We start from the raw sequence: 18,615 nt of genomic DNA on the forward strand, positions 1-18,615 counted from the left end.
TGCCCGCGGGTGGTGTTGTCGTGTGCGTTTCAACATCACCCGCGGACAAGGTCAACGACTGGCTATGCCCGGCCGAAAGCGAGCGCAACATTGTGCCCACCGAAACCGAACGAGTTGTTCAGTGCGAAATCGAAACTGCCGGTTCGGGCTTCGCCCTTGACGACGTCGAGATCGATTTCTGGATCCTGGTTGTCGACATTGAGCGTCGGCGGAATGATTCCGTCGCGAACAGCCAGAACCGTGAGAACCGACTCGAGGGCGCCGACAGCGCCGATCGAGTGTCCCAGTGCGGATTTCGGTCCGTACACCGCCGCGTGGTTGCCCACGGCGGCGTTGATTGCCGTTGCCTCCGCGATGTCGCCGATCGGCGTCGCGGTGGCGTGAGCATTGATGTGCTTGATGTCGGCCTTCGACAGACCGGCCATCTCGATTGCCCGCGTCATGGCTCGCGCCGCGCCCAGACCCTCGGGATGCGGCGCCACGATGTGGTAACCGTCGGACGTGATTCCCGCACCCAACAAACGTGCGTGGATCGTCGCGCCACGTGCCTTTGCATGCTCCTCGGTTTCGAGGATCATCAGCGCGCCGGCTTCACCGAACACAAATCCGTCGCGGTCCTTGTCGAACGGACGCGAAGCCGCAGTCGGATTGTCGTTATTGGTGCTCATCGCACGCATCATGGCAAAACTTGCGATGGGAACGGCGTCGATGAAGCTCTCGACACCGCCGGCCACCACCATGTCCACGTCACCCATGACAAGCATGCGGTGCGCGTGAGCAATGGCTTCGGAACCGGACGAACACGCGGAGACGGGAGTAATGACGCCACCGCGGGCGCCGAGCTCGAGTCCCACTGTTGCCGCCGGCCCGTTCGGCATGACCATCTGCACCGAGAATGGGGACACCTTGCGGTATCCACCCCCGCGAAGCTTGTCGACTGCGTCGATCAGGGTGTCGCCGCCGCCCAGTCCGGTGCCGATGACAACCGCGAGGCGGTCCTGATCGACCTCGGGACTGCCGGCATTGCTCCACACAGTCCGGCCGAGGGTCAGCGCGAGTCTCTCGACCCAACTCATCCGTCGGATTTCCACTCGCGACAGACCCTCGTCCGGTGAAACTTTGAGGTGCCCGCCGATGCGAATCGGAAGGTCGAATTCGTCGATAAACGGGTCGTCGAGGACTCCGATGCCGCTTTCGCCGGCGAGCAAAGCCTTCCACGTGCCATCCACATCACCAGCCACCGACGTCGTCGTCGCGAGGCTCGTGACAACGATGTCGGGAAATTTCCCCCTGCGGGTAGAAGCGGAAGTCACGGTCGGCTCACTCTGCGTTCTTGGCTTCGGCGCCTTCGGCTTCGAGCTTCTGGATGTACGCGACGATGTCGCCGACGGTGCGCAGGCCGGCAAGATCCTCGTCCGGAACCTTCACGCCGTACTTGTCTTCCGTCTGAACTGCGATCTCGACCATGGACAGGGAGTCGATGTCGAGGTCGTCGACGAACGACTTGTCAGCGGTGACCTCGGAAGGCTCGATTCCGGTGACCTCCTCGACGATCTGGCCGAGTTCCGCGATGATTTCTTCCTGAGTGTGGGCCACTGTTGTGGCTCCCTTCTTAATCGATTGAGGTGGTAAACCAAGTCCAGCTTCTGGGCAGCTGAATTCGGGGTGAAGCGTCCGAGCTAAGTCAGTCCGGACAGAGCGGAGATGTCCTCCGGGTTCTTGAGGGCCACCGTCGGCGTGCCACGCATTTCGCGCTTGGCAATACCGACGAGGGTTCCGGCCGGCGGGAGTTCCACGATCGCCGTGACTTCTGCGGACCGCAACGACGCGGAGCAGAGGTCCCAGCGGACGGGACGAGTTACCTGCGCGGCAAGTTTGGTGAGGGCGTCGGCACCGGAGGTGACCGGCGCGCCGTCTGAATTGGACAGCAGCGTGCGCGTGGGATCATTCGGGGTGATCTTGGCAGCAGCAGCAGCAACGGCATCCTGAGCCGGAGCCATGAATCGGGTGTGGAAGGCGCCGGCGACGGGCAGTGCTCGCACGCGAGCCTTCTCGGGTGCAGTGGCGGCAAGCTCTTCGAGGGCGCTGAGTAAACCAGCTGCAACAATTTGACCAGCGGCATTTCGGTTAGCGGCTTCTAGGCCGAGTTCCTCGATGCGAGCCAGTACCTCAGCCTCGTTGCCGCCGAGTACCGCGGACATTCCGGTGGGCTCGAGCGCGCAGGCCTTAGCCATCTCCGCGCCGCGCAGTGCAGCGAGCGCGACAGCCTCGTCAGCAGTGATGACGCCGGCGATAGCCGCGGCAGCGAGTTCACCGACCGAGTGACCGGCGGCAATGACGTCAGCTCCGAGGAGGCCCTGTGATTCGATTTCCTCGTAGGCAAGCAGTGCTGATGCGACGACCAGGGGTTGCGTCACGGAGGTGTCCGTGATTTCTTCCGCGGTCGCGGTGGTTCCGAGGCGGACGAGGTCGAGACCTGCGGCTTTCGACCACATTTCCAGGCGGTCTTGCGCTCCGGGCAATGCCAGCCAGGGGCTGAGCATGCCGGGTGTCTGAGAGCCCTGTCCGGGGGCAAGCAAGGAAATCACTTATTAAGAGAACACTGGCAGCGGTGTAGTTCGAGATGTCGGTGACCATGAACTCTGGTCGTGTGTTTTGTAGGTTTCCCACAAATTCCCACGTCGGGTTTCCTCATCGGAATTGGACGCGAAAGGGTTACAAGGCAATTTGTCACACTGTGAACGGTGTGACTGGAGTGAACGTTGTGTCCGATTTGTTATCGATTTCGCTTAATCGGCCCACCGTAGCGGCTATACGCAACACGTAGGCGTCGCGCGGATTGGTTGGATCCCGACCGGTCACTTCGGTAATTCGCTTCAAGCGGTACCGCACGGTATTTGGATGAACAAACAGCTGGCGTGCACAAGTCTCAACCGCACCTCCACAGTCGAGATATGTGTCCAAAGTGTCGGTCAAAACCGAGCCGCTTTCGGCCAACGGAGTGACGAGATGATCCTGGAGAGCGTCGACGGCAGCCTGATCGCCGAGTAGTGCGCGCTCCGGCAGGAGTTCCGTTGCAAACACCGGACGCGGAGCTCCCCGCCACCCCGCGACCGCCTTGATGCCGGCAAAAGCCTCAGACGCACTGAAATGTGCGGCGCTCAGGCTCGGGGTGGTCGGGCCGATCACCACCGGGCCACCTGCGAAGCTCCGCAGCAGATCCTGCATGAACTCGCTCTCCGCGGACTTGCTGGTCACGTCGCCGCTGACAACCATCACCAGGCGGCTGCCCTGAACGACTGCCAGTACCGGTCGGCCGTGAGCCGCAGCCGTGGCATGGACGGTTCCTGCGACCGAGACGCGTTCATCCGGCGGCGGTGATCCGACGATGACAGTTGCCGGCGCCGTTGCATCCCAATTCAATGTGGCTGCGCGAGAGAGCATGTCGGAGCCGGTGTCGCCGCGCACCACGGCGTCGACCACCAGCGCTTCGAGTCGGCTGTCCAAGGCGCCACGGGATTCGGCGGCACTGGCGTACACAGATGCGGCCGCAAATCCGAGTTCACGTCCGTACCGGAGAACGGCCTCGGTCAACGCAATGAGCTGTTGATCGTTGCGGGCCAACGCCGGCAGCCACTTCTCGAAGAACTCCATGGCAACGCGAACCATGTCGACCGTCTGCCGCAGGGTCAACCGCCGCGCCAACTCCTGGGGAATGACCGGAAACGACTCATATCCGAAGCTGATCTCGGAATCCAACTGCCGGAGCCATTCGAGGAAGTTCACCACTGACGTCTGCACCAGCAGTTGAACGTCGGCGCGGTGAGACGCGTCGAGACTGTCGAAGAAGGGGAGCTGTTCCTCCATGACCGTCACGGCTTCGGTTGCCAGCCGCCCGGAGAACTGTTTTACCCGACGCAGCAAAGCCTCGGGGAGTGGATCACGAACCTGACGCCGCCGCGACAGCGACGCCTGCAACCCGGAAGTCGACGACCGGATGCGTCGTACTCCTACCGGAGGTACCCCGGCTGCAGGTACGTCAGAATCAGGATCAGGCATGACAAAAACCTACGCCCATCGCTGCGGATGTCGTGATGACACCCGCAGCAATGGGCGGAAGGAGCGGTGAAGCGGCAATACTTATGCGCTACCGGTGTCCCCGGTCTGCTCGGGAGCAGCGTTCACATCGTCGATGCGGTACCGAGTGGCTGCCTCGACGGCCTTGCTGCGGTCGATCGAGCCTTCCTTGGCCAGACCGTTGAGCACGGCGACGGTGATCGACTCGGCATCGACGTTGAAGTAACGACGAGCGGCCGTTCGGGTATCGGAGAATCCGAAACCGTCGGTGCCCAACGTGATGTAGTCACCCGGAACCCACTGGCGGATCTGATCCGGGACAGCGCGCATCCAGTCCGAAGCCGCAACAACGGGACCCTGCGCCGACGCCAAAGCGTTGGTGACGAAGGGAACCGGAGCATCCGCAGCCGGGTTGAGCAGAGCCTGGCGCTCGCACTCGACACCCTCGCGGCGCAGTTCGCCCCACGACGTGACGGACCAGATGTCAGCCGAGACGCCCCAGTCGTCCGCGAGCATCTGCTGAGCCCGCAAGCCTTCCGGCATGGCAACACCGGAAACGAGGATCTGAGCCTTCGGACCCTGCACGGCGGACGCCTTGTAGAGGTAGATGCCCTTGAGCAGTCCCTCGACATCGAGATCAGCAGGCTCCGCCGGCTGCACGTACGGCTCGTTGTAGATGGTGAGGTAGTAGAAGATGTTCTCGCCGCCGAAGCCGGCCACACCCTCGGTACCGCCGTACATACGACGCAGGCCGTCCTTGACGATGTGCGCCAACTCGTACGAGAACGCCGCGTCGTAGGTGACCGCGGCCGGGTTGGTGGACGCCAGGAGCAGTGAATGTCCGTCGGCGTGCTGCAAGCCCTCACCGGTCAGCGTCGTGCGACCGGCCGTTGCGCCGAGAACGAATCCGCGGGCCATCTGGTCGGCTGCTGCCCACAGGCCGTCGCCGGTGCGCTGGAAACCGAACATCGAGTAGAAGATGTACAGCGGAATCATCGGTTCGCCGTGCGTCGCGTACGACGTGCCGACCGCGGTGAACGACGCCGTCGAACCGGCTTCGTTGATGCCCTCGTGCAGAATCTGGCCGACCGGGCTCTCCTTGTAGGCGAGCATGAGTTCGGCGTCGACGGACGTGTAGAGCTGTCCGTTGCGGTTGTAGATCTTCAGCGACGGGAACCACGAGTCCATACCGAAGGTACGAGCCTCGTCCGGGATGATCGGCACGATGCGCTTGCCGATCTCCTTGTCGCGCAGAAGTTCCTTGAGGATGCGGACGATGGCCATGGTCGTGGCCACTTCCTGCTTGCCCGAACCCTTGCGGATGACGTCGTACGTCTTGTCCTCGGGAAGCTTCAGCGGTGCAACGTCCGTGTTGCGGGACGGCAGGAAACCACCGAGTGCCTTACGACGATCGAGCATGTACTGGATCTCGGGAGCATCGTTGCCGGGGTGGTAGTACGGAGGCAGGTACGGATCCTTCTCGAGCTCGGCATCCGAGATCGGGATGTGCTGCATGTCGCGGAAGGCCTTCAGGTCGTCCAGCGTCAGCTTCTTCATCTGGTGCGTCGCGTTGCGGCCCTCGAAGTGCTTGCCGAGCGTGTAGCCCTTGATGGTGTGCGCGAGGATGACCGTCGGCTGGCCCTTGTGAGCCATTGCCGCGGCGTAGGCAGCGTGAACCTTGCGGTAGTCGTGGCCACCACGCTTGAGGTTCCAGATTTCCTGATCGGTGAGATCCTTGACCAGTTCCTTGGTGCGCGGGTCGCGACCGAAGAAGTGATCGCGTACGAACGCGCCGTCGTTGGCCTTGTACGTCTGGTAGTCGCCGTCCGGGGTCACGTTCATCAGGTTGACGAGCGCGCCGTCCTTGTCGGCGTGCAGCAGTGAATCCCACTCGCGGCCCCACACGACCTTGATGACATTCCAGCCGGCGCCGCGGAAGAACGACTCCAGTTCCTGGATGATCTTGCCGTTACCGCGAACCGGGCCGTCGAGGCGCTGCAGGTTGCAGTTGACGACAAACGTCAGATTGTCGAGGCCTTCGGTCGCAGCCACGTGCGCGAGACCGCGCGACTCCGGCTCGTCCATCTCGCCGTCGCCGAGGAACGCCCACACATGCTGATCGGTGGTGTCCTTGATACCGCGATCATTGAGGTAGTGGTTGTAACGTGCCTGGTAGATGGCATTCATCGGGCCGAGGCCCATGGATACCGTCGGAAATTCCCAGAAGTCGGGGAGCAGGCGGGGGTGCGGGTACGACGGGAGTCCGCCGCCCTTGTCGGCGTGGCTCTGCTCCTGGCGGAAGCCGTCCATCTGTTCGGCCGGGATGCGGCCTTCGAGGAATGCTCGCGCGTAGATGCCGGGGGAGGCGTGGCCCTGGATGAAGATGTGGTCGCCGCCGCCCGGGTGATCCTTGCCGCGGAAGAAGTGGTTGAAGCCCACTTCGTACAAGGCAGCGGAGGACGCGTACGTGGAGATGTGGCCACCGACTCCGACACCGGGGCGCTGCGCGCGATGCACCATGATGGCCGCGTTCCAGCGGATCCAGGCGCGGTAGCGACGCTCGACCTCTTCGTCACCCGGGAACCACGGCTCGTTCTCGGTCGGGATCGTGTTGACGTAATCGGTGGACGTCAGAGCGGGCAGTGCGACGTGCTTCTCGCCGGCGCGTTCGAGCATGCGCAGCATCAGGTAGCGGGCGCGGGTCGGGCCTGATCGATCAAGAAGCCCGTCGAACGATTCGAGCCATTCGGTGGTCTCGTCCGGGTCGATGTCCGGTAGGTACGACGCGACGCCTTCTCGAATGACGCGGACACGGCCGTCCGCTCCAGGGGGTGAACCTGGCACTCCCGTGCCGCCTGACTCGGCGTTCGGCTCGGACGAAGGACCCTGGATCAGGTCAGACAACGTGTGCTCCTCAGAGGGGTTTGGGACGCGTGGTTGGGCGTCCTTACGTAGGTGATCGGGACCTTGTTAGGCCCGATCCACTTCCATGACGAATATGGCGCGTACCTCATCTTTCACCATCCCGGTCGGCCTGGCACACTGTGGCCCCGGTTACCGTCGGGTAGCGTTCTCGAGTTCGGCTGCAGGCTGCAAATAGTTGCCGGTGGCAACGCGATGTGAGGGGGATTTGTCGGTGTTGAAGGGGAAGCCGGTCAGGGGATCGGAAAAGAGCGCGGACCGGTATCGACGTCGGGGACTCGTTATTGCGATCGGTGCGTTGACGGTGGGGTCGGTGGTAATCGCGGGGTGTTCGGGTGCCGTCGAGGGGTCGCCGACTTCGAACAGGTTGCAGGTTGCCGCCTATCAGGCCGAGGTGACGGCTTCCGTTGCGGCGTCGTCGTCGAAAGCTGCGGCCGACGCGGCCGAAATTGCATTCCAGGCTTGCGAACAGCTACTGCTCCGATCGAAGGACGACGTGACCGTTTTCAACGCCTATATCGACGCCAACAACAACGACGCATCCGACGTGATGAGCAAAGCGCAGGCAGCTGCGTCCTCGGCAGACGAATTCGCCGGGTGGCTCGACACCGCGACCTCCGACGTCCCCGCCTCGCTGTCCGGACTGTTCGCCGACCTGGCCGACAACCTGCGGTTGATTGCCCGCGTCGTCGAACGCGATCATTCGGCCGACGAAATCAATTCGATCACCGATACGACCAACTCAATTCGAGATTCGATCCGGACCGAATGCGGAGCCCTGTGACCTGCGGATTTTCGGAGGCGTAAGGTTCCGGGCGTGTCTGCGGACACAAATCTGGAAAAGTTTTCGGCGTGGTCGGCTTGCGCTAACGCCTTCGACCATGTTCGCTTTCCCTAATCGAACGTTAAACGGTCGGTGCACGGGGACTCCGTGCGCCATCAACAAAAGGAGGACCCCACCGTGGTCGCCGCGGCGGATGCCCAGAACTACGCTCAGAAACTCGGGATTACTGCCGATATGGTGGTGCAGGAACTGGGCTGGGATGAGGATACCGACGACGGCATTCGTGCCGCGGTTGAGGAAACCATCGGCGGGGAAATGCTCGACGAGGATTCGGACGAAGTCATTGACGTCGTGCTGCTGTGGTGGCGCGACGAAGACGGAGACCTTGTCGACGCTCTGATGGATGCCATCGGTCCTCTCGCAGACGAAGGTTTTGTCTGGGTTCTCACACCTAAGACAGGGCGAGACGGACACGTCGAGCCCAGCGAGATCGCTGAATCTGCCCCTACAGCAGGACTCACTCAGACGTCTGCTGCGAACCTCGGTGACTGGTCGGCAAGCCGACTCGTTCAGCCGAAGGCTCGCCCGGCCGGCAAGCGCTGATCAAGCCAGCAATAAGCAACAGTGCATCGGATGACGCAATCGCGACGTCCGATGCACTGTCGTATTTTCCGACCCTTTTCCTATCGTCAGTGAAGGATGAAATCCATGCCACTCGAAGTTGGTGCTCAGGCACCGGAATTCACGCTGAAGGATCAGAACAACCAGGAAGTCTCGCTCGCAGACTTCCGCGGTAAGAAGAACGTTCTGCTTGTCTTCTACCCGTTGGCTTTCACCGGAACCTGCCAGGGCGAACTCTGCAAGGTCCGCGACGAGCTTCCGACGTTCGAAAATGACGACACGGCAATCCTCGCCATTTCCGTCGGCGCTTCCCCGACGCACAAGATCTGGTCCGCTGAGCAGGGTTACACCTTCCCGTTGCTGGCCGATTTCTGGCCGCACGGTGAGGTTGCCCAGAAGTACGGCGTCTTCAACGACAAGCTGGGCTTCGCAAACCGTGGAACCTTTGTCATCGACAAGGACGGAATCATTCGTTTCGCCGAGATGAATGGTCCCGGAGAGGCCCGTGACCACGCGCTTTGGGCAAATGCGATTGCCGCGCTAGAGTCTTAGAGCACTCCCGGTGAGGTTCTCGCCGGGAGTTCGGGCGTGTAGCTCAGTGGTAGAGCTCTGGTTTTACACACCAGCGGTCGGGGGTTCGAAACCCTCCGCGCCCACCGAATAACAAAAACCCTGATCTGCGCTTCAGCGCGATCGGGGTTTTTTCTTCTCGCAGTAGTGTTCTGCGGCATGAACACTCGCCGCGGACTTGTAGCAATACTGGCGCTGACGGTGCTCGCGACGGGATGCAGTCTTGTCCGGAAACCGGCACCCCCTCGTGAGCCGGCTGAGGTCGTGGACGCAGTGCTCTGCCGGATCCCTCGAGGAGGCGAATCGAGCGGCGTCCTCGCGCCCGGTGAATTGATGCGTGAGGTGCGTGCAGGAGCTATTCCGACGGACTTCGAGCCGGTCTCAGCTTCGAGCGTCGCTGGGAGGGCGATCTGACCTCAGTGATCGACAAGCTCAATGCACCCTCACGATGGCAGCGCAACTTTCAGAGCGGGTGTGGTGACTATGGGAGCACAGCGCCACTTCCGGACGTGTGGCTGGTCGATGCACAGGGGCGAAGCATGCGGGCGTCCTACCCACTCGACGAGTGCGGTTCCCCCAAGGTTGGCGGTATCGCCGAAATCGAGAAACTCGACGAGGTCAGTCGGATCGAACACGTAGTTCAGCTCACGCCGGACGCGGTCCCGGAGTGGATGGGATGCACCATGATTCGGGTAGTGCCCGAAATCGGCCGTGAAACGTTGATTGCCAACCAGTATTGGGTTAGAGATGCAGTGTGCCGGTACATCACCGGGCCGGACGGAAACACCGCGTTCGCTGGAGCTGAATTACTCGAGGAAAGCCTTGATCAGCTGTTCACCGATCTCCCGTCTGCAGATGAATGCGCGGCGGTCGCGAGCGTCACCGCCGGCACGTCGCTGTCGCTAGCGGGGGCAGGGACAATTCCGGTGCTCATCGAAATCGACGGGTGTCAGCGTGTCCTCATCGACGGACATATCCCGCTGCAAGCGTCGTCGGACATCATCGCCCAGGTCGCCTGAGGCGCGCGAGAGGATTTCCAGGACGTGGCTTCACTGTGACGGTCTCCTCAACTGTCACAGGGATTCCGATAAGACATCACGACTATTTGTTGGACATCATTTCTGGATCCCAGCGCACTGGACCTCGTAGCCGCACCGTTGCGTCGGAAATACGTCTGTCTGACGCATCAACCTTTGGTGAAGGTGATTTGTCGATGTGATCAGCCCACGTCGAGTCTGTGCTCTTCACGATCTCATGCACCGCCGGACCCCGTCCGGGCCAAGTCTCGATCAAGTATTCCTCGCTTGAATCCTCGACATCCAAGTCCCAATTCTCGGCCCGCCCTCGCACCGACACTCGGACAGTCAGGTATCCCGTGCCAGGCGGATCGACTGCGCCAAGATCCACTGTGACATCGCCCAATGTCGTCAAGATGACCAGAGGTTGCGTTACGGCCAAGGTTGCCTGGTTTACATTGTCCCAGCTGTCCGACTTACCGACAGACGGTTCCTTCAGAATCGACAGGGCAACCCGTGCCCGTCCCGAGGCTATTCCGGTATGGACGACAACAAGATTGGGCCCGGAATCGAAGACATCGCCTCGACTCGAAACCGCAGAAGGGTCAGCGCCCGAAGCGCAGAGAAAGAACTGGTGGTGATCGACGTCAACAGCGGAGAAGGTCATATTGCCAGCTAAACACACTACGACGCATCGAACTCCTCGAGATCGAACCCCTTGACGTAGCGGGCCCGCCCACAGATGATCGAACTCTTGCACGTCGAACTCTGGAGCATCGGTGCCAACGCACGCCCAACATGTAGCTGTACTGATCATCGGAGCCGGGCCGACTGGCATTGCCGCCGCGACGTTGCTCGCCCAACGTGGTGTCGAGACCGTCGTCGTGGAACGCCACCGCGGCATCTACCCGCTACCTCGTGCGGTGCACCTCGACGACGAGGTCCATCGGATACTCCAAAAGATCGGTGTCGCTGACGAATTCGCTGCGATAAGCAAGACCGCCAGAGGGATGCGGTTGGTGGACGGTGATTTGGAAACACTGCTGGAGTTGCGCCGTGAAGGCGTCGGAGAACACGGCTGGCCCCAGGCGAATATGTTCGATCAGCCTGACCTCGAAAACCTGCTCAGGCGCAATCTTGCAGGCTTTTCCGCGGCCACTGTGATCACCGGGGTGGAGGCGACTATCACGCGGTCCGTGGGGTCCGTCGTCGAAGTTGAACTCGTGGAACAGGATTCCGGGGATCAGCGCATCGTCACTGCCGACTTCGTGCTCGGGTGCGACGGCGCGAACAGCCGGACCCGCGAGTTCATCGGCACGAAGATGCGTGATCTCCATTTCGAAGAACCCTGGTTGGTCGTCGATGTGCGATGCGACACCTCTCTCGACGTGTGGGACGGCGTCTACCAAGTGTGTGACCCGGCGCGACCGTCGACGTTCATGCAGATCGGCCCCGACCGCTACCGGTGGGAGTTCCGGATCAATCCCGGCGAGAACGTCGACGACCTCGCGTCGGAAGATTCACTGCGCGCATTGCTGGCGCCGTGGTTCCGTGACGTTCCCTGGGAGGCAGCGGAAGTGCTGCGTCATACCGGATACACGTTTCGGGCCGCTGTAGCGGACGTATGGGGGCGCGACGGCGTCTTCCTGCTCGGTGATGCCGCGCATTTGACGCCGCCCTTCATCGGGCAGGGCATGGGCGCAGGTTTGCGTGACGCGGCCAATCTTGCGTGGAAGCTGGCAGCGGTGGTCGACGGAACTGCTGAGCGGTCGATACTCGACAGCTATCAGGAGGAGCGGAAACCGCATGTGACGCAGATCATCCGAGCGGCTGTGGCAATCGGCTGGGTGATGGCAGGCGGAAAGGGATTCATCTCGCAGGCGCGTCAGACAATCCTGACAGCGGTGTGCAGACTGCCGGGGTTCAGCGGCCCGGCAATGAAGTCGATTTCTCCGAGGTTGCGGGCCGGACTGCTGGCCCGGCATCGAGTGCTGGCGAGAAACCCTGTCGGATTGATGTTTCCGCAACCACAACCCGGCGACGACGATCGATTGGGCGCGGGTTATGCACTGGTGTACCGCGACGAGATGGACTCTCGGCTGCGGACTCTCGCGTCGACGCTCGGAGCGACGGAAGTGCGTGTCGGTAGCGATGGGTCCGGGCGCGCGGTGTCGTCGTGGATGGATCGGCACCGAGCACGGGCGGTTCTCGTGCGTCCGGACAGGGTGGTGGCAGACTACGTCGGGCTCGGGGACGGACCCACACGCGAATCCACGTGGGCGCGTGCGCTGGTCGGTTCCCGAGCCGCGGCGAACTACTTGGACAGGATGATCGAGAACTGAATCTGCCCGGCATCCTCGACGATGATGTTGGCGAACATGGTGGGCTTGTCGATCTTGTAATCGGTCCACGTGACATCGATGGCGCCGGCAGCTTCGATTCCTGCTGCTGACCTGCGAATTTCGAAATCGGTTGTCACCGGCCGGGTTTCGCCCTTGAGTGTGAGCTCGCCGGTGATCGGGATGGTGGTGATGGTGCCGTCGGCGGGGACGGTGCTCAAATCAACGGGTTCGGTGATCGTGAACGTCGCCTTGGGGAACTTGCTGGCGTTCATCACGGCGTTGCTGAACTGCAAGTCGCGTCGGCCGTCGTCGGTGGCGATAGTGGCAACGGCGACCTCGACGGTTCCCTCAGTCAGCTTCTCGGATTCGACGGTCGCGCTGCCGCTGAGTTTCTCGGTCTGTCCGCGGACGAAGACCCGTTGGCCCTGGAGTGTTTCCCAGACTTCGTAGCCGGCTTTCGATCCGGGGCCGACAGTCCACGTGCCGTCGATCTCTGCCGCCGGGTCAGCGGGAGCAGCGTTGTCGCTGAGTCCGAGCGCGTCCGGCTGATCGCCGTGGATGAAATTTGCGTACACCCAGGGTCCGGCGAGTACGACTGCCACCACTACGGCCACTGCGGAGCCGATCACCCACCACCATCGTTTGTTCATGAGGGCGAAGATTAGTGCAATTGTGAACCAGATGGGGGAGTTACGTTTTCGGACGCCTCCGCAATGGTCGCCGCAATGCTCGTGCCGGCTGACAGCTCGGAGAGGTCTCGTTGCAATTGCTGCGCGCGCGTGCGGAATGAGTTGTCGCCCAGGACACGGCGAACGGCCTTGGTGATGGATTGTGAACGCGGGGTGCCGCGTCGCAGGTTGATGCCGGTTCCGGAGATTTCCACCCGGCGGCAGATTTCGGCTTTGTCCTCGGTGGTTCCGGCAACCACCAAGGGGACACCGTGTGCGAGGGCGTAGTGAACGCCGCCCCAGCCTCCGTTAGTGACCATGACGTCGACCTTGGGAAGAAGTTGATCGTAGGGGAGGAACTCTGCGACGCGGAGATTGTCGGCGCTGGTGGATACGTCGGAGATCGGGCGGCCACCCGTTGTGGCTACCACGAGTACGTCCTGAGTGGCAAGGCCTCGAATTGTGGGTTCCATCAATCGATTCAGGTCGTCGTTGTCGAGGGTTCCCTGGGTGACCAGCACTACCGGGCGGTCGCCGTCGAGGTCGTCCCACCAGGTGGGCGGCGTGAAATCGCTGCTCGATGTCGACTGGATCGGGCCGCTGAACGTCAATCGGTGGTCACGATCGCTGCGCGAATACTCGAACGCTTCGGTGGTCAGCACGAAGGTTTTGTCGGCGAGTAGCGGCCAGTTCAGAACAAAATCCGGGATCGGAGCGCCGGTCAGTTGTTGGTGCACACGGTTGGCGGACGATTGTGCGGTGCGCAGAATGCCGTGCTCGAAAATCTTGTTGAGCGCTTGGTTCCGGATGCGTCCCGCGCGGGTCGAGGATGGCGCAAACCCTGGCCCGAAGGGTGCGGTGTCGACGCTGGTGCACATGAGTGGCGATGTGCAGACTGCGAATACGCGTGGCCGGGCAGTGGGTGATTCGCTCAGGAGCGGGATCAGGCCCATGAACAAATTCTCGCCGACGACAGCATCGACTGATGTGGATTCGATGATGCGTTGAACTGCCCTGAACTGCGTGGACATGGCTGCGACAAACATCTTGTCGAGATCGAAGCGGGCGCGGAGTGGGCCGGGCCACCGTGAGCGTCCCGGGAATGCGGCGTCCATGTTGTGCTCGTCGTAATCACATTCGGCAGGAAGGGGGATGTGTGTGACGCCCAGTGCGCCGGCGCGCTGCGCGAACTTCCGGCCGGTCAGTATCGATACGGTGTGGCCCGTCTCGACCAGTGATTTCCCGACTGCGAGCATCGGCGCCACGTGGCCGGTCAGGGGTGCACTGCAGAGCAGTATCGAACTCATCGGTCTCCTTTTTTCTTCACGCCGGGGGTCGGATCCATTGTGAGACTGGACAGTCCGCCAACTGACGTAGGTCCCCATTATGTTCTCGGATGTGATTTCATCTGACTTCTGCACACTGTAGAAGCTTCAACCAAGTGCCTCGGAGGCTCGACATGACTACCGCCTACATCAACAAGATCTCGACGGTCGTGCCAGAGCATGACATACACGACGCCTTCGTGGAGTTCGCAGATAATTCCTTCACACTTCGGCGGAAGCAGTTGCTGTTCCGTCGGATGGCCGATCGAGCGCAGATCTCGCACCGATATTCCGGGATCAGTTCTGTTGACGCCTTTTACAGCGGTGATCCCAACGGAATCAACACCGAAACCCGCATGATCGAGTTCGAACGCACCGCACCGGCGCTGGCCGTGCGCGCCGTGAACGGTCTGAATCTCGGTGACCGCGCCTCCGAGATCACCCACTTGATCGTCATCACCTGTACTGGATTCTATTCTCCTGGAATCGACTTCGAAATCATCAAACAGTGCGGTATCAGCCCGTCCGTCGAGCGAACTCAGATCGGCTTCATGGGCTGCTTCGCGGGTATCAACGGACTCAAGCTGGCACATCACATCGTTCGTTCGGAGCCGAAGGCGCGGGTTCTGGTCGTCAGCACCGAACTCTGCTCGCTGCATCTTCAGAAGTCCGAGGATCTCGAGACGATGCTCTCGTTCCTCGTGTTCGGTGACGGCTGTGCCGCCGTCCTGATCTCCGCGGAGTCCGAAGGGCTGGCGATGAACTCGTTCCAGGCAGTGATGGTTCCCGATTCGGCAGAGCTGATCACGTGGCGAATCGGTGAGCTCGGCTTCGACATGGTGTTGTCCGGCAAGGTGCCCGGAACTCTCTCGCGTGCTTTGGACGACGAAAGCATGAAGCTGATTCTTGCCGGTGCTGACAAGAGTGACATCGGCCTGTGGGCAGTGCATCCCGGCGGTCGGTCCGTTCTCGACGCCGTCGAAATGTCGCTGGAGTTGGCTCCGACTGATTTGGCCGCATCACGAAAGATCCTCAACGACTACGGAAACATGTCCTCGGCCACCGTGCTCTTCGTTCTCGCCGAGATGATGGAACAGAACAAGAACGGTGAGCACAGCGGGAAGGCCGGTTGTGCGATGGCGTTCGGTCCGGGCCTCACTGCGGAAACCATGCGTTTCCAGGCCGTCTGAACCTGACGGTAGCGGGCGCGGGTAGAACTGTTCTGTGTTCAACGCGTCCAAGAACTGTTCTCCTGCCACTGCTCGCGCCGCGGGTCTGCTGCTCGGCTTTGCCGCTGATCGGTACTTTGCCGACCCGGCCAGATTTCATCCCGTCGCCGGTTTCGGTACGAGTGCGATTGCTCTGCAGCGGGTTTCCTATTCCGACAGCAAGGCTGCCGGCACTGGGCACGTGACGGTGTTGCTCACCGGCGTGGGGGTACTCGGACTGGTCTCCGAGAGCGTTGCTCGCCGCGGCGGGTGGCTCGTACACACGAGCGTCATGGCTGCAGCGACATGGGCAGTGCTCGGTGGGACATCGCTCGCGCGGACTGGGAACGACATGGCGGTGCGCCTCGAGGGGTCCAGACGAAGTGGGGACCTCACCGCTGCGCGCGACCTTCTCCCGTCACTGTGTGGACGCGATCCATCGGTTCTGGACGAGGAAGGTCTCACCCGAGCGGCCCTCGAATCGGTGGCCGAGAACACGTCAGACGCCACAGTCGGGGCACTGCTGTGGGGCGCCGTGCTCGGTATCCCCGGCCTGTTCGTCTACCGCGCCGCGAACACATTGGACGCGATGATCGGCTACCGCTCCGAGAAGTACCGGAACTTCGGATGGGCCGCAGCCAAGTTCGACGATCTGGTCAATCTTGCGCCGGCCCGATTGACGGGCGTCATCACGGCCGCATCGGCACCGCTGGTCGGCGGTTCGCCGCGCGAGTCGCTCGCGGCCTGGCGACGCGACGCGTCGGCGCATCCCAGTCCGAATGCGGGCGTGGCCGAGGCCACCGCTGCGGGAGCCTTGGGTATCTCGCTTGGTGGACGCACGCAGTACGCGCACGGCGTCGAAATGCGTCCGGTGCTCGGAAACGGGCCAGCCCCGACGCCGACGGATTTGCGTCGGGCGTCGAGGCTGTCCTCGGTAGTTCAGATCGGAGCGGCGGTGACCTCAGCGGGAATTGCCGTAGCGGTCGGCAAGTTTGACTTCCTTCGCCGTCCGCGGGACTGATTCGGGCTCGGGCTTTTTGCGACGCCCCATGGTGCGGGCCGGGGTCGGAGCCGGCGCTGGAGTTGTGTCATCGCCCGGTTCGTCATCGTGCACGTCGTCGGACTCTTCCTTCTCCTTGCGTCGTTCCCGCCATTCCGCGCGGATGAAGTACGCCAGTCCGAGCGGCGCCATGATGCCGAACGCGAGCCATTGGAAGCCGTAGGAAAGATACGGGCCGGCGTCGAGCTGGGGGAGCGGAATGGTGCCGAGTCCGCCGGGCTGGTCGGGCTCGAGCTGGATGTAGGCGTTGACAAGATCGGTACCGATGAAATCGCCGATGGGACCGGCGTCGATGGAGTAGACCTGCGTCGCGCCGTCTTCGAACATCGGAACGCGGCCGGGGGCTGTGCCTTCCGACAAGCGAACCCGGCCGTTCAAGGTGACGGGATCGGTGGGCGGTGCGGCAATCGGGGGTGCCTCGGCGCCCGTGATCGGGCGAACGTAGCCGCGATTGACGAGAATGGTTCGACCGTCGTCGAGGGCGAACGGAGTCAAGACCTCGTAGGCCGGTGCACCCTCGACGGACTGAAGGCGGACAAGGATGTCGGCATTCGGCACATAAGATCCGGCGGCCGTGATGTTTCGCCACTCGTCGGCCGGCGCGATGGTGCCGTCGGCGATGACGTTGCCGATGGGCACTGTCTCGGCGTTGATGGAGTTGGAGATCAGATCGTTGCGGTACTCGGTGGACGTGTTCTTTCCGAGCTGCCATGGCGCCAGCACGGTGAAGCACATGTAGGCGAAGACGCCGACCACAGCTGCCAATACCAACCAACCGGGCCGCAACAAGAATCTGAGTCTCCGCACGACTACTACGGTATCCGTTCTTCCGAACTGAGTGAATTCAGCTCCGCGTCCTACAGCCGTTCGCGGATCCAGACCAGGATGTCCGGAATTGCCGCTTCGATCTGATCCTGGACCAGTTCGAATCCGGAGAAGTCACCGTAGTAAGGGTCCGGTACGGAATCCCCGTCTGCGTCGGGGTCGAAAGAACGCAGCAGCCGACGACGCTCGGTCGGAACGCCGAGGTGAGCGAGCTCACGATCGTGGCCGGTGTCGAGGGCGACAACGAGGTCTGCCGACAGATGGTCGTCGTTGACCTGAGCCGCGCTGTGGCCGGTCGGATAGTTCGCCGCGACGAGAATCTTGTTGGTGCGTGAGTCGGCTTCCTCGCCGCTGTGCCAGCCGTCGATGCCGGCGCTGGTCACCCGAACCTGGTCGCCGAGACCTTCGCGTTGCAGATGGCCGAGCAGGATCTTCTCCGCCATCGGAGACCGGCAGATGTTGCCGGTGCAGACAAACGTCACGTGCAGCGCTGACGAGTCAGTGTCGGCCATCGAGTAGTCCTCCCAGTTCGTTGGTCGACGCAACCGAGTGATGAGCGCCGTCCGCTTCGGATGCGTGACCGTAACCCCATTCGACGAACAGCGCCGGGATCCCGAACTTGGCTGCTCCCAGAATGTCGTGATCGCGATCGCCCACCATGATCACATCCGCGGTGCCGCCGTCGGTTGCGCTCACCGGAGTCAGTCCGAGTGAGGTCAACGAATGTGCAATGACGTCCGGCTTGGCCCGCCGGGAGCCGTCGTCGCTGGCGCCGCCGATGAACTCGAAATAGTGGGCGAGGCCGAAATGCTCGAGGATGCGGATCGCGAACCGCTCCGACTTCGACGTCGCGACCGCCAACCGGGTGCCGTGCGCGCTGGCCCGGGCCAGTACGTCGTCCATACCGTCGAAGACCGAGTTTTCACTCCATCCGACGGCGTCGTAGCGCTCGATGTACGCGCTGATCGCTGCGTCGACCTCGTCGGCGGGCATGTCCATCGAGCGAAACGTGTCGATCATGGGCGGGCCGATGACTGCGGCGAGCATCTCTTCAGTGGGTTCGGGCCGGCCGACGGCAGCCAGTGCATGACGGAACCCGCGATGAATTCCGGGGGCCGAATCGGTGATGGTTCCATCGAGGTCGAAGAGGACTACGGGAAATCTATCGAGGGGAAGTGAGCTCACAGAAGCTCATTA

General features: G+C 62.2%; 19 protein-coding genes and 1 tRNA gene. 9 read left to right on the top strand and 11 right to left on the bottom strand.

Going from position 1 to position 18,615, the window contains the following annotated elements; translation table 11 throughout:
• Positions 1-62: 62 nt before the first annotated feature.
• From ACFRFQ_RS17935 to aceE, 5 genes are all read right to left on the bottom strand, one after another.
• Entirely contained in the window at positions 63-1,313 is a 1,251-nt protein-coding gene (locus tag ACFRFQ_RS17935) for a KasA/KasB family beta-ketoacyl-ACP synthase (RefSeq protein WP_378660252.1), read from the bottom strand.
• Positions 1,314-1,320: 7 nt separating this feature from the next.
• Positions 1,321-1,596, bottom strand: a complete 276-nt coding sequence (gene acpM, locus ACFRFQ_RS17940; RefSeq protein WP_033233096.1) for a meromycolate extension acyl carrier protein AcpM — start codon at positions 1,594-1,596, stop codon at positions 1,321-1,323.
• 83 nt (positions 1,597-1,679) lie between these two features.
• Positions 1,680-2,588 carry an ACP S-malonyltransferase gene (locus ACFRFQ_RS17945; protein ID WP_378660255.1) on the bottom strand — a complete coding sequence of 303 codons (909 nt, stop codon included), beginning with the start codon at positions 2,586-2,588 and terminating at the stop codon, positions 1,680-1,682.
• A 142-nt stretch (positions 2,589-2,730) separates the two neighbouring features.
• Positions 2,731-4,059, bottom strand: coding sequence for a CdaR family transcriptional regulator (locus ACFRFQ_RS17950; protein ID WP_138872944.1), 1,329 nt, complete (start codon positions 4,057-4,059; stop codon positions 2,731-2,733).
• An 81-nt stretch (positions 4,060-4,140) separates the two neighbouring features.
• Positions 4,141-6,981, bottom strand: a complete 2,841-nt coding sequence (aceE, locus tag ACFRFQ_RS17955; RefSeq protein WP_378660259.1) for a pyruvate dehydrogenase (acetyl-transferring), homodimeric type — start codon at positions 6,979-6,981, stop codon at positions 4,141-4,143.
• 232 nt (positions 6,982-7,213) lie between these two features.
• Here aceE and ACFRFQ_RS17960 point away from each other — a divergent pair, with 232 nt between their 5' ends.
• From ACFRFQ_RS17960 to ACFRFQ_RS17985, 6 genes are all read left to right on the top strand, one after another.
• Positions 7,214-7,783, top strand: a complete 570-nt coding sequence (locus tag ACFRFQ_RS17960; RefSeq protein ID WP_378660262.1) for a hypothetical protein — start codon at positions 7,214-7,216, stop codon at positions 7,781-7,783.
• Between the two features lie 177 nt (positions 7,784-7,960).
• Positions 7,961-8,386, top strand: a complete 426-nt coding sequence (locus tag ACFRFQ_RS17965) for a DUF3052 domain-containing protein (protein WP_033233108.1) — start codon at positions 7,961-7,963, stop codon at positions 8,384-8,386.
• 105 nt (positions 8,387-8,491) lie between these two features.
• Positions 8,492-8,956 (top strand): peroxiredoxin, encoded by a 465-nt coding sequence (locus ACFRFQ_RS17970; protein ID WP_138872947.1) that lies wholly within the window; start codon positions 8,492-8,494, stop codon positions 8,954-8,956.
• A gap of 32 nt (positions 8,957-8,988) precedes the next feature.
• A tRNA-Val gene (locus ACFRFQ_RS17975) sits at positions 8,989-9,060 on the top strand.
• Between the two features lie 73 nt (positions 9,061-9,133).
• Positions 9,134-9,388, top strand: coding sequence for a hypothetical protein (locus ACFRFQ_RS17980; RefSeq protein WP_378660266.1), 255 nt, complete (start codon positions 9,134-9,136; stop codon positions 9,386-9,388).
• A 125-nt stretch (positions 9,389-9,513) separates the two neighbouring features.
• On the top strand, positions 9,514-9,993 hold the full coding sequence (locus ACFRFQ_RS17985) for a hypothetical protein (protein WP_378660268.1): 480 nt from the start codon (positions 9,514-9,516) through the stop codon (positions 9,991-9,993).
• A gap of 82 nt (positions 9,994-10,075) precedes the next feature.
• On the opposite strand, the gene ACFRFQ_RS17990 is transcribed toward ACFRFQ_RS17985, so the two are convergent.
• Positions 10,076-10,657, bottom strand: coding sequence for a hypothetical protein (locus ACFRFQ_RS17990; RefSeq protein ID WP_378660271.1), 582 nt, complete (start codon positions 10,655-10,657; stop codon positions 10,076-10,078).
• A 112-nt stretch (positions 10,658-10,769) separates the two neighbouring features.
• On the opposite strand from ACFRFQ_RS17990, the gene ACFRFQ_RS17995 reads away from it, so the two are divergent.
• A complete protein-coding gene (locus ACFRFQ_RS17995) occupies positions 10,770-12,332 on the top strand; it encodes a bifunctional 3-(3-hydroxy-phenyl)propionate/3-hydroxycinnamic acid hydroxylase (RefSeq protein ID WP_378660274.1) in 1,563 nt (520 codons plus the stop codon).
• Here ACFRFQ_RS17995 and ACFRFQ_RS18000 read toward each other — a convergent pair.
• A complete protein-coding gene (locus ACFRFQ_RS18000; RefSeq protein ID WP_378660276.1) occupies positions 12,305-12,982 on the bottom strand; it encodes a YceI family protein in 678 nt (225 codons plus the stop codon). The genes ACFRFQ_RS17995 and ACFRFQ_RS18000 overlap by 28 nt on opposite strands.
• Before the next feature lie 11 nt (positions 12,983-12,993).
• The gene (locus tag ACFRFQ_RS18005) at positions 12,994-14,307 is read right to left on the bottom strand and encodes a glycosyltransferase (RefSeq protein ID WP_378660279.1); all 1,314 of its coding nucleotides are present in this window, start codon (positions 14,305-14,307) and stop codon (positions 12,994-12,996) included.
• 152 nt (positions 14,308-14,459) lie between these two features.
• Here ACFRFQ_RS18005 and ACFRFQ_RS18010 point away from each other — a divergent pair, with 152 nt between their 5' ends.
• The gene (locus ACFRFQ_RS18010) at positions 14,460-15,515 is read left to right on the top strand and encodes a type III polyketide synthase (protein WP_378660282.1); all 1,056 of its coding nucleotides are present in this window, start codon (positions 14,460-14,462) and stop codon (positions 15,513-15,515) included.
• 34 nt (positions 15,516-15,549) lie between these two features.
• Positions 15,550-16,554: a cobalamin biosynthesis protein gene (locus ACFRFQ_RS18015; RefSeq protein WP_378660285.1), complete on the top strand. Its 1,005-nt coding sequence runs from the start codon at positions 15,550-15,552 to the stop codon at positions 16,552-16,554.
• Here the strand turns inward: ACFRFQ_RS18015 and ACFRFQ_RS18020 are convergent.
• Genes ACFRFQ_RS18020 through ACFRFQ_RS18030 form a run of 3 tightly spaced genes read right to left on the bottom strand, consistent with a single transcriptional unit; the run spans position 16,495 to position 18,603 of the window.
• Entirely contained in the window at positions 16,495-17,400 is a 906-nt protein-coding gene (locus ACFRFQ_RS18020) for an SURF1 family protein (protein ID WP_378660288.1), read from the bottom strand. The two genes, ACFRFQ_RS18015 and ACFRFQ_RS18020, sit on opposite strands and share 60 nt — an antisense overlap.
• Before the next feature lie 50 nt (positions 17,401-17,450).
• The gene (locus tag ACFRFQ_RS18025) at positions 17,451-17,930 is read right to left on the bottom strand and encodes a low molecular weight protein-tyrosine-phosphatase (RefSeq protein WP_378660290.1); all 480 of its coding nucleotides are present in this window, start codon (positions 17,928-17,930) and stop codon (positions 17,451-17,453) included.
• Positions 17,917-18,603: an HAD-IA family hydrolase gene (locus ACFRFQ_RS18030; protein ID WP_378660292.1), complete on the bottom strand. Its 687-nt coding sequence runs from the start codon at positions 18,601-18,603 to the stop codon at positions 17,917-17,919. Before ACFRFQ_RS18030 ends, ACFRFQ_RS18025 begins: the two co-directional genes overlap by 14 nt.
• Positions 18,604-18,615 lie beyond the last annotated feature (12 nt).

The organism is Rhodococcus sp. NPDC056743 (assembly GCF_042790355.1).
Lineage (GTDB): Bacteria > Actinomycetota > Actinomycetes > Mycobacteriales > Mycobacteriaceae > Rhodococcus_F.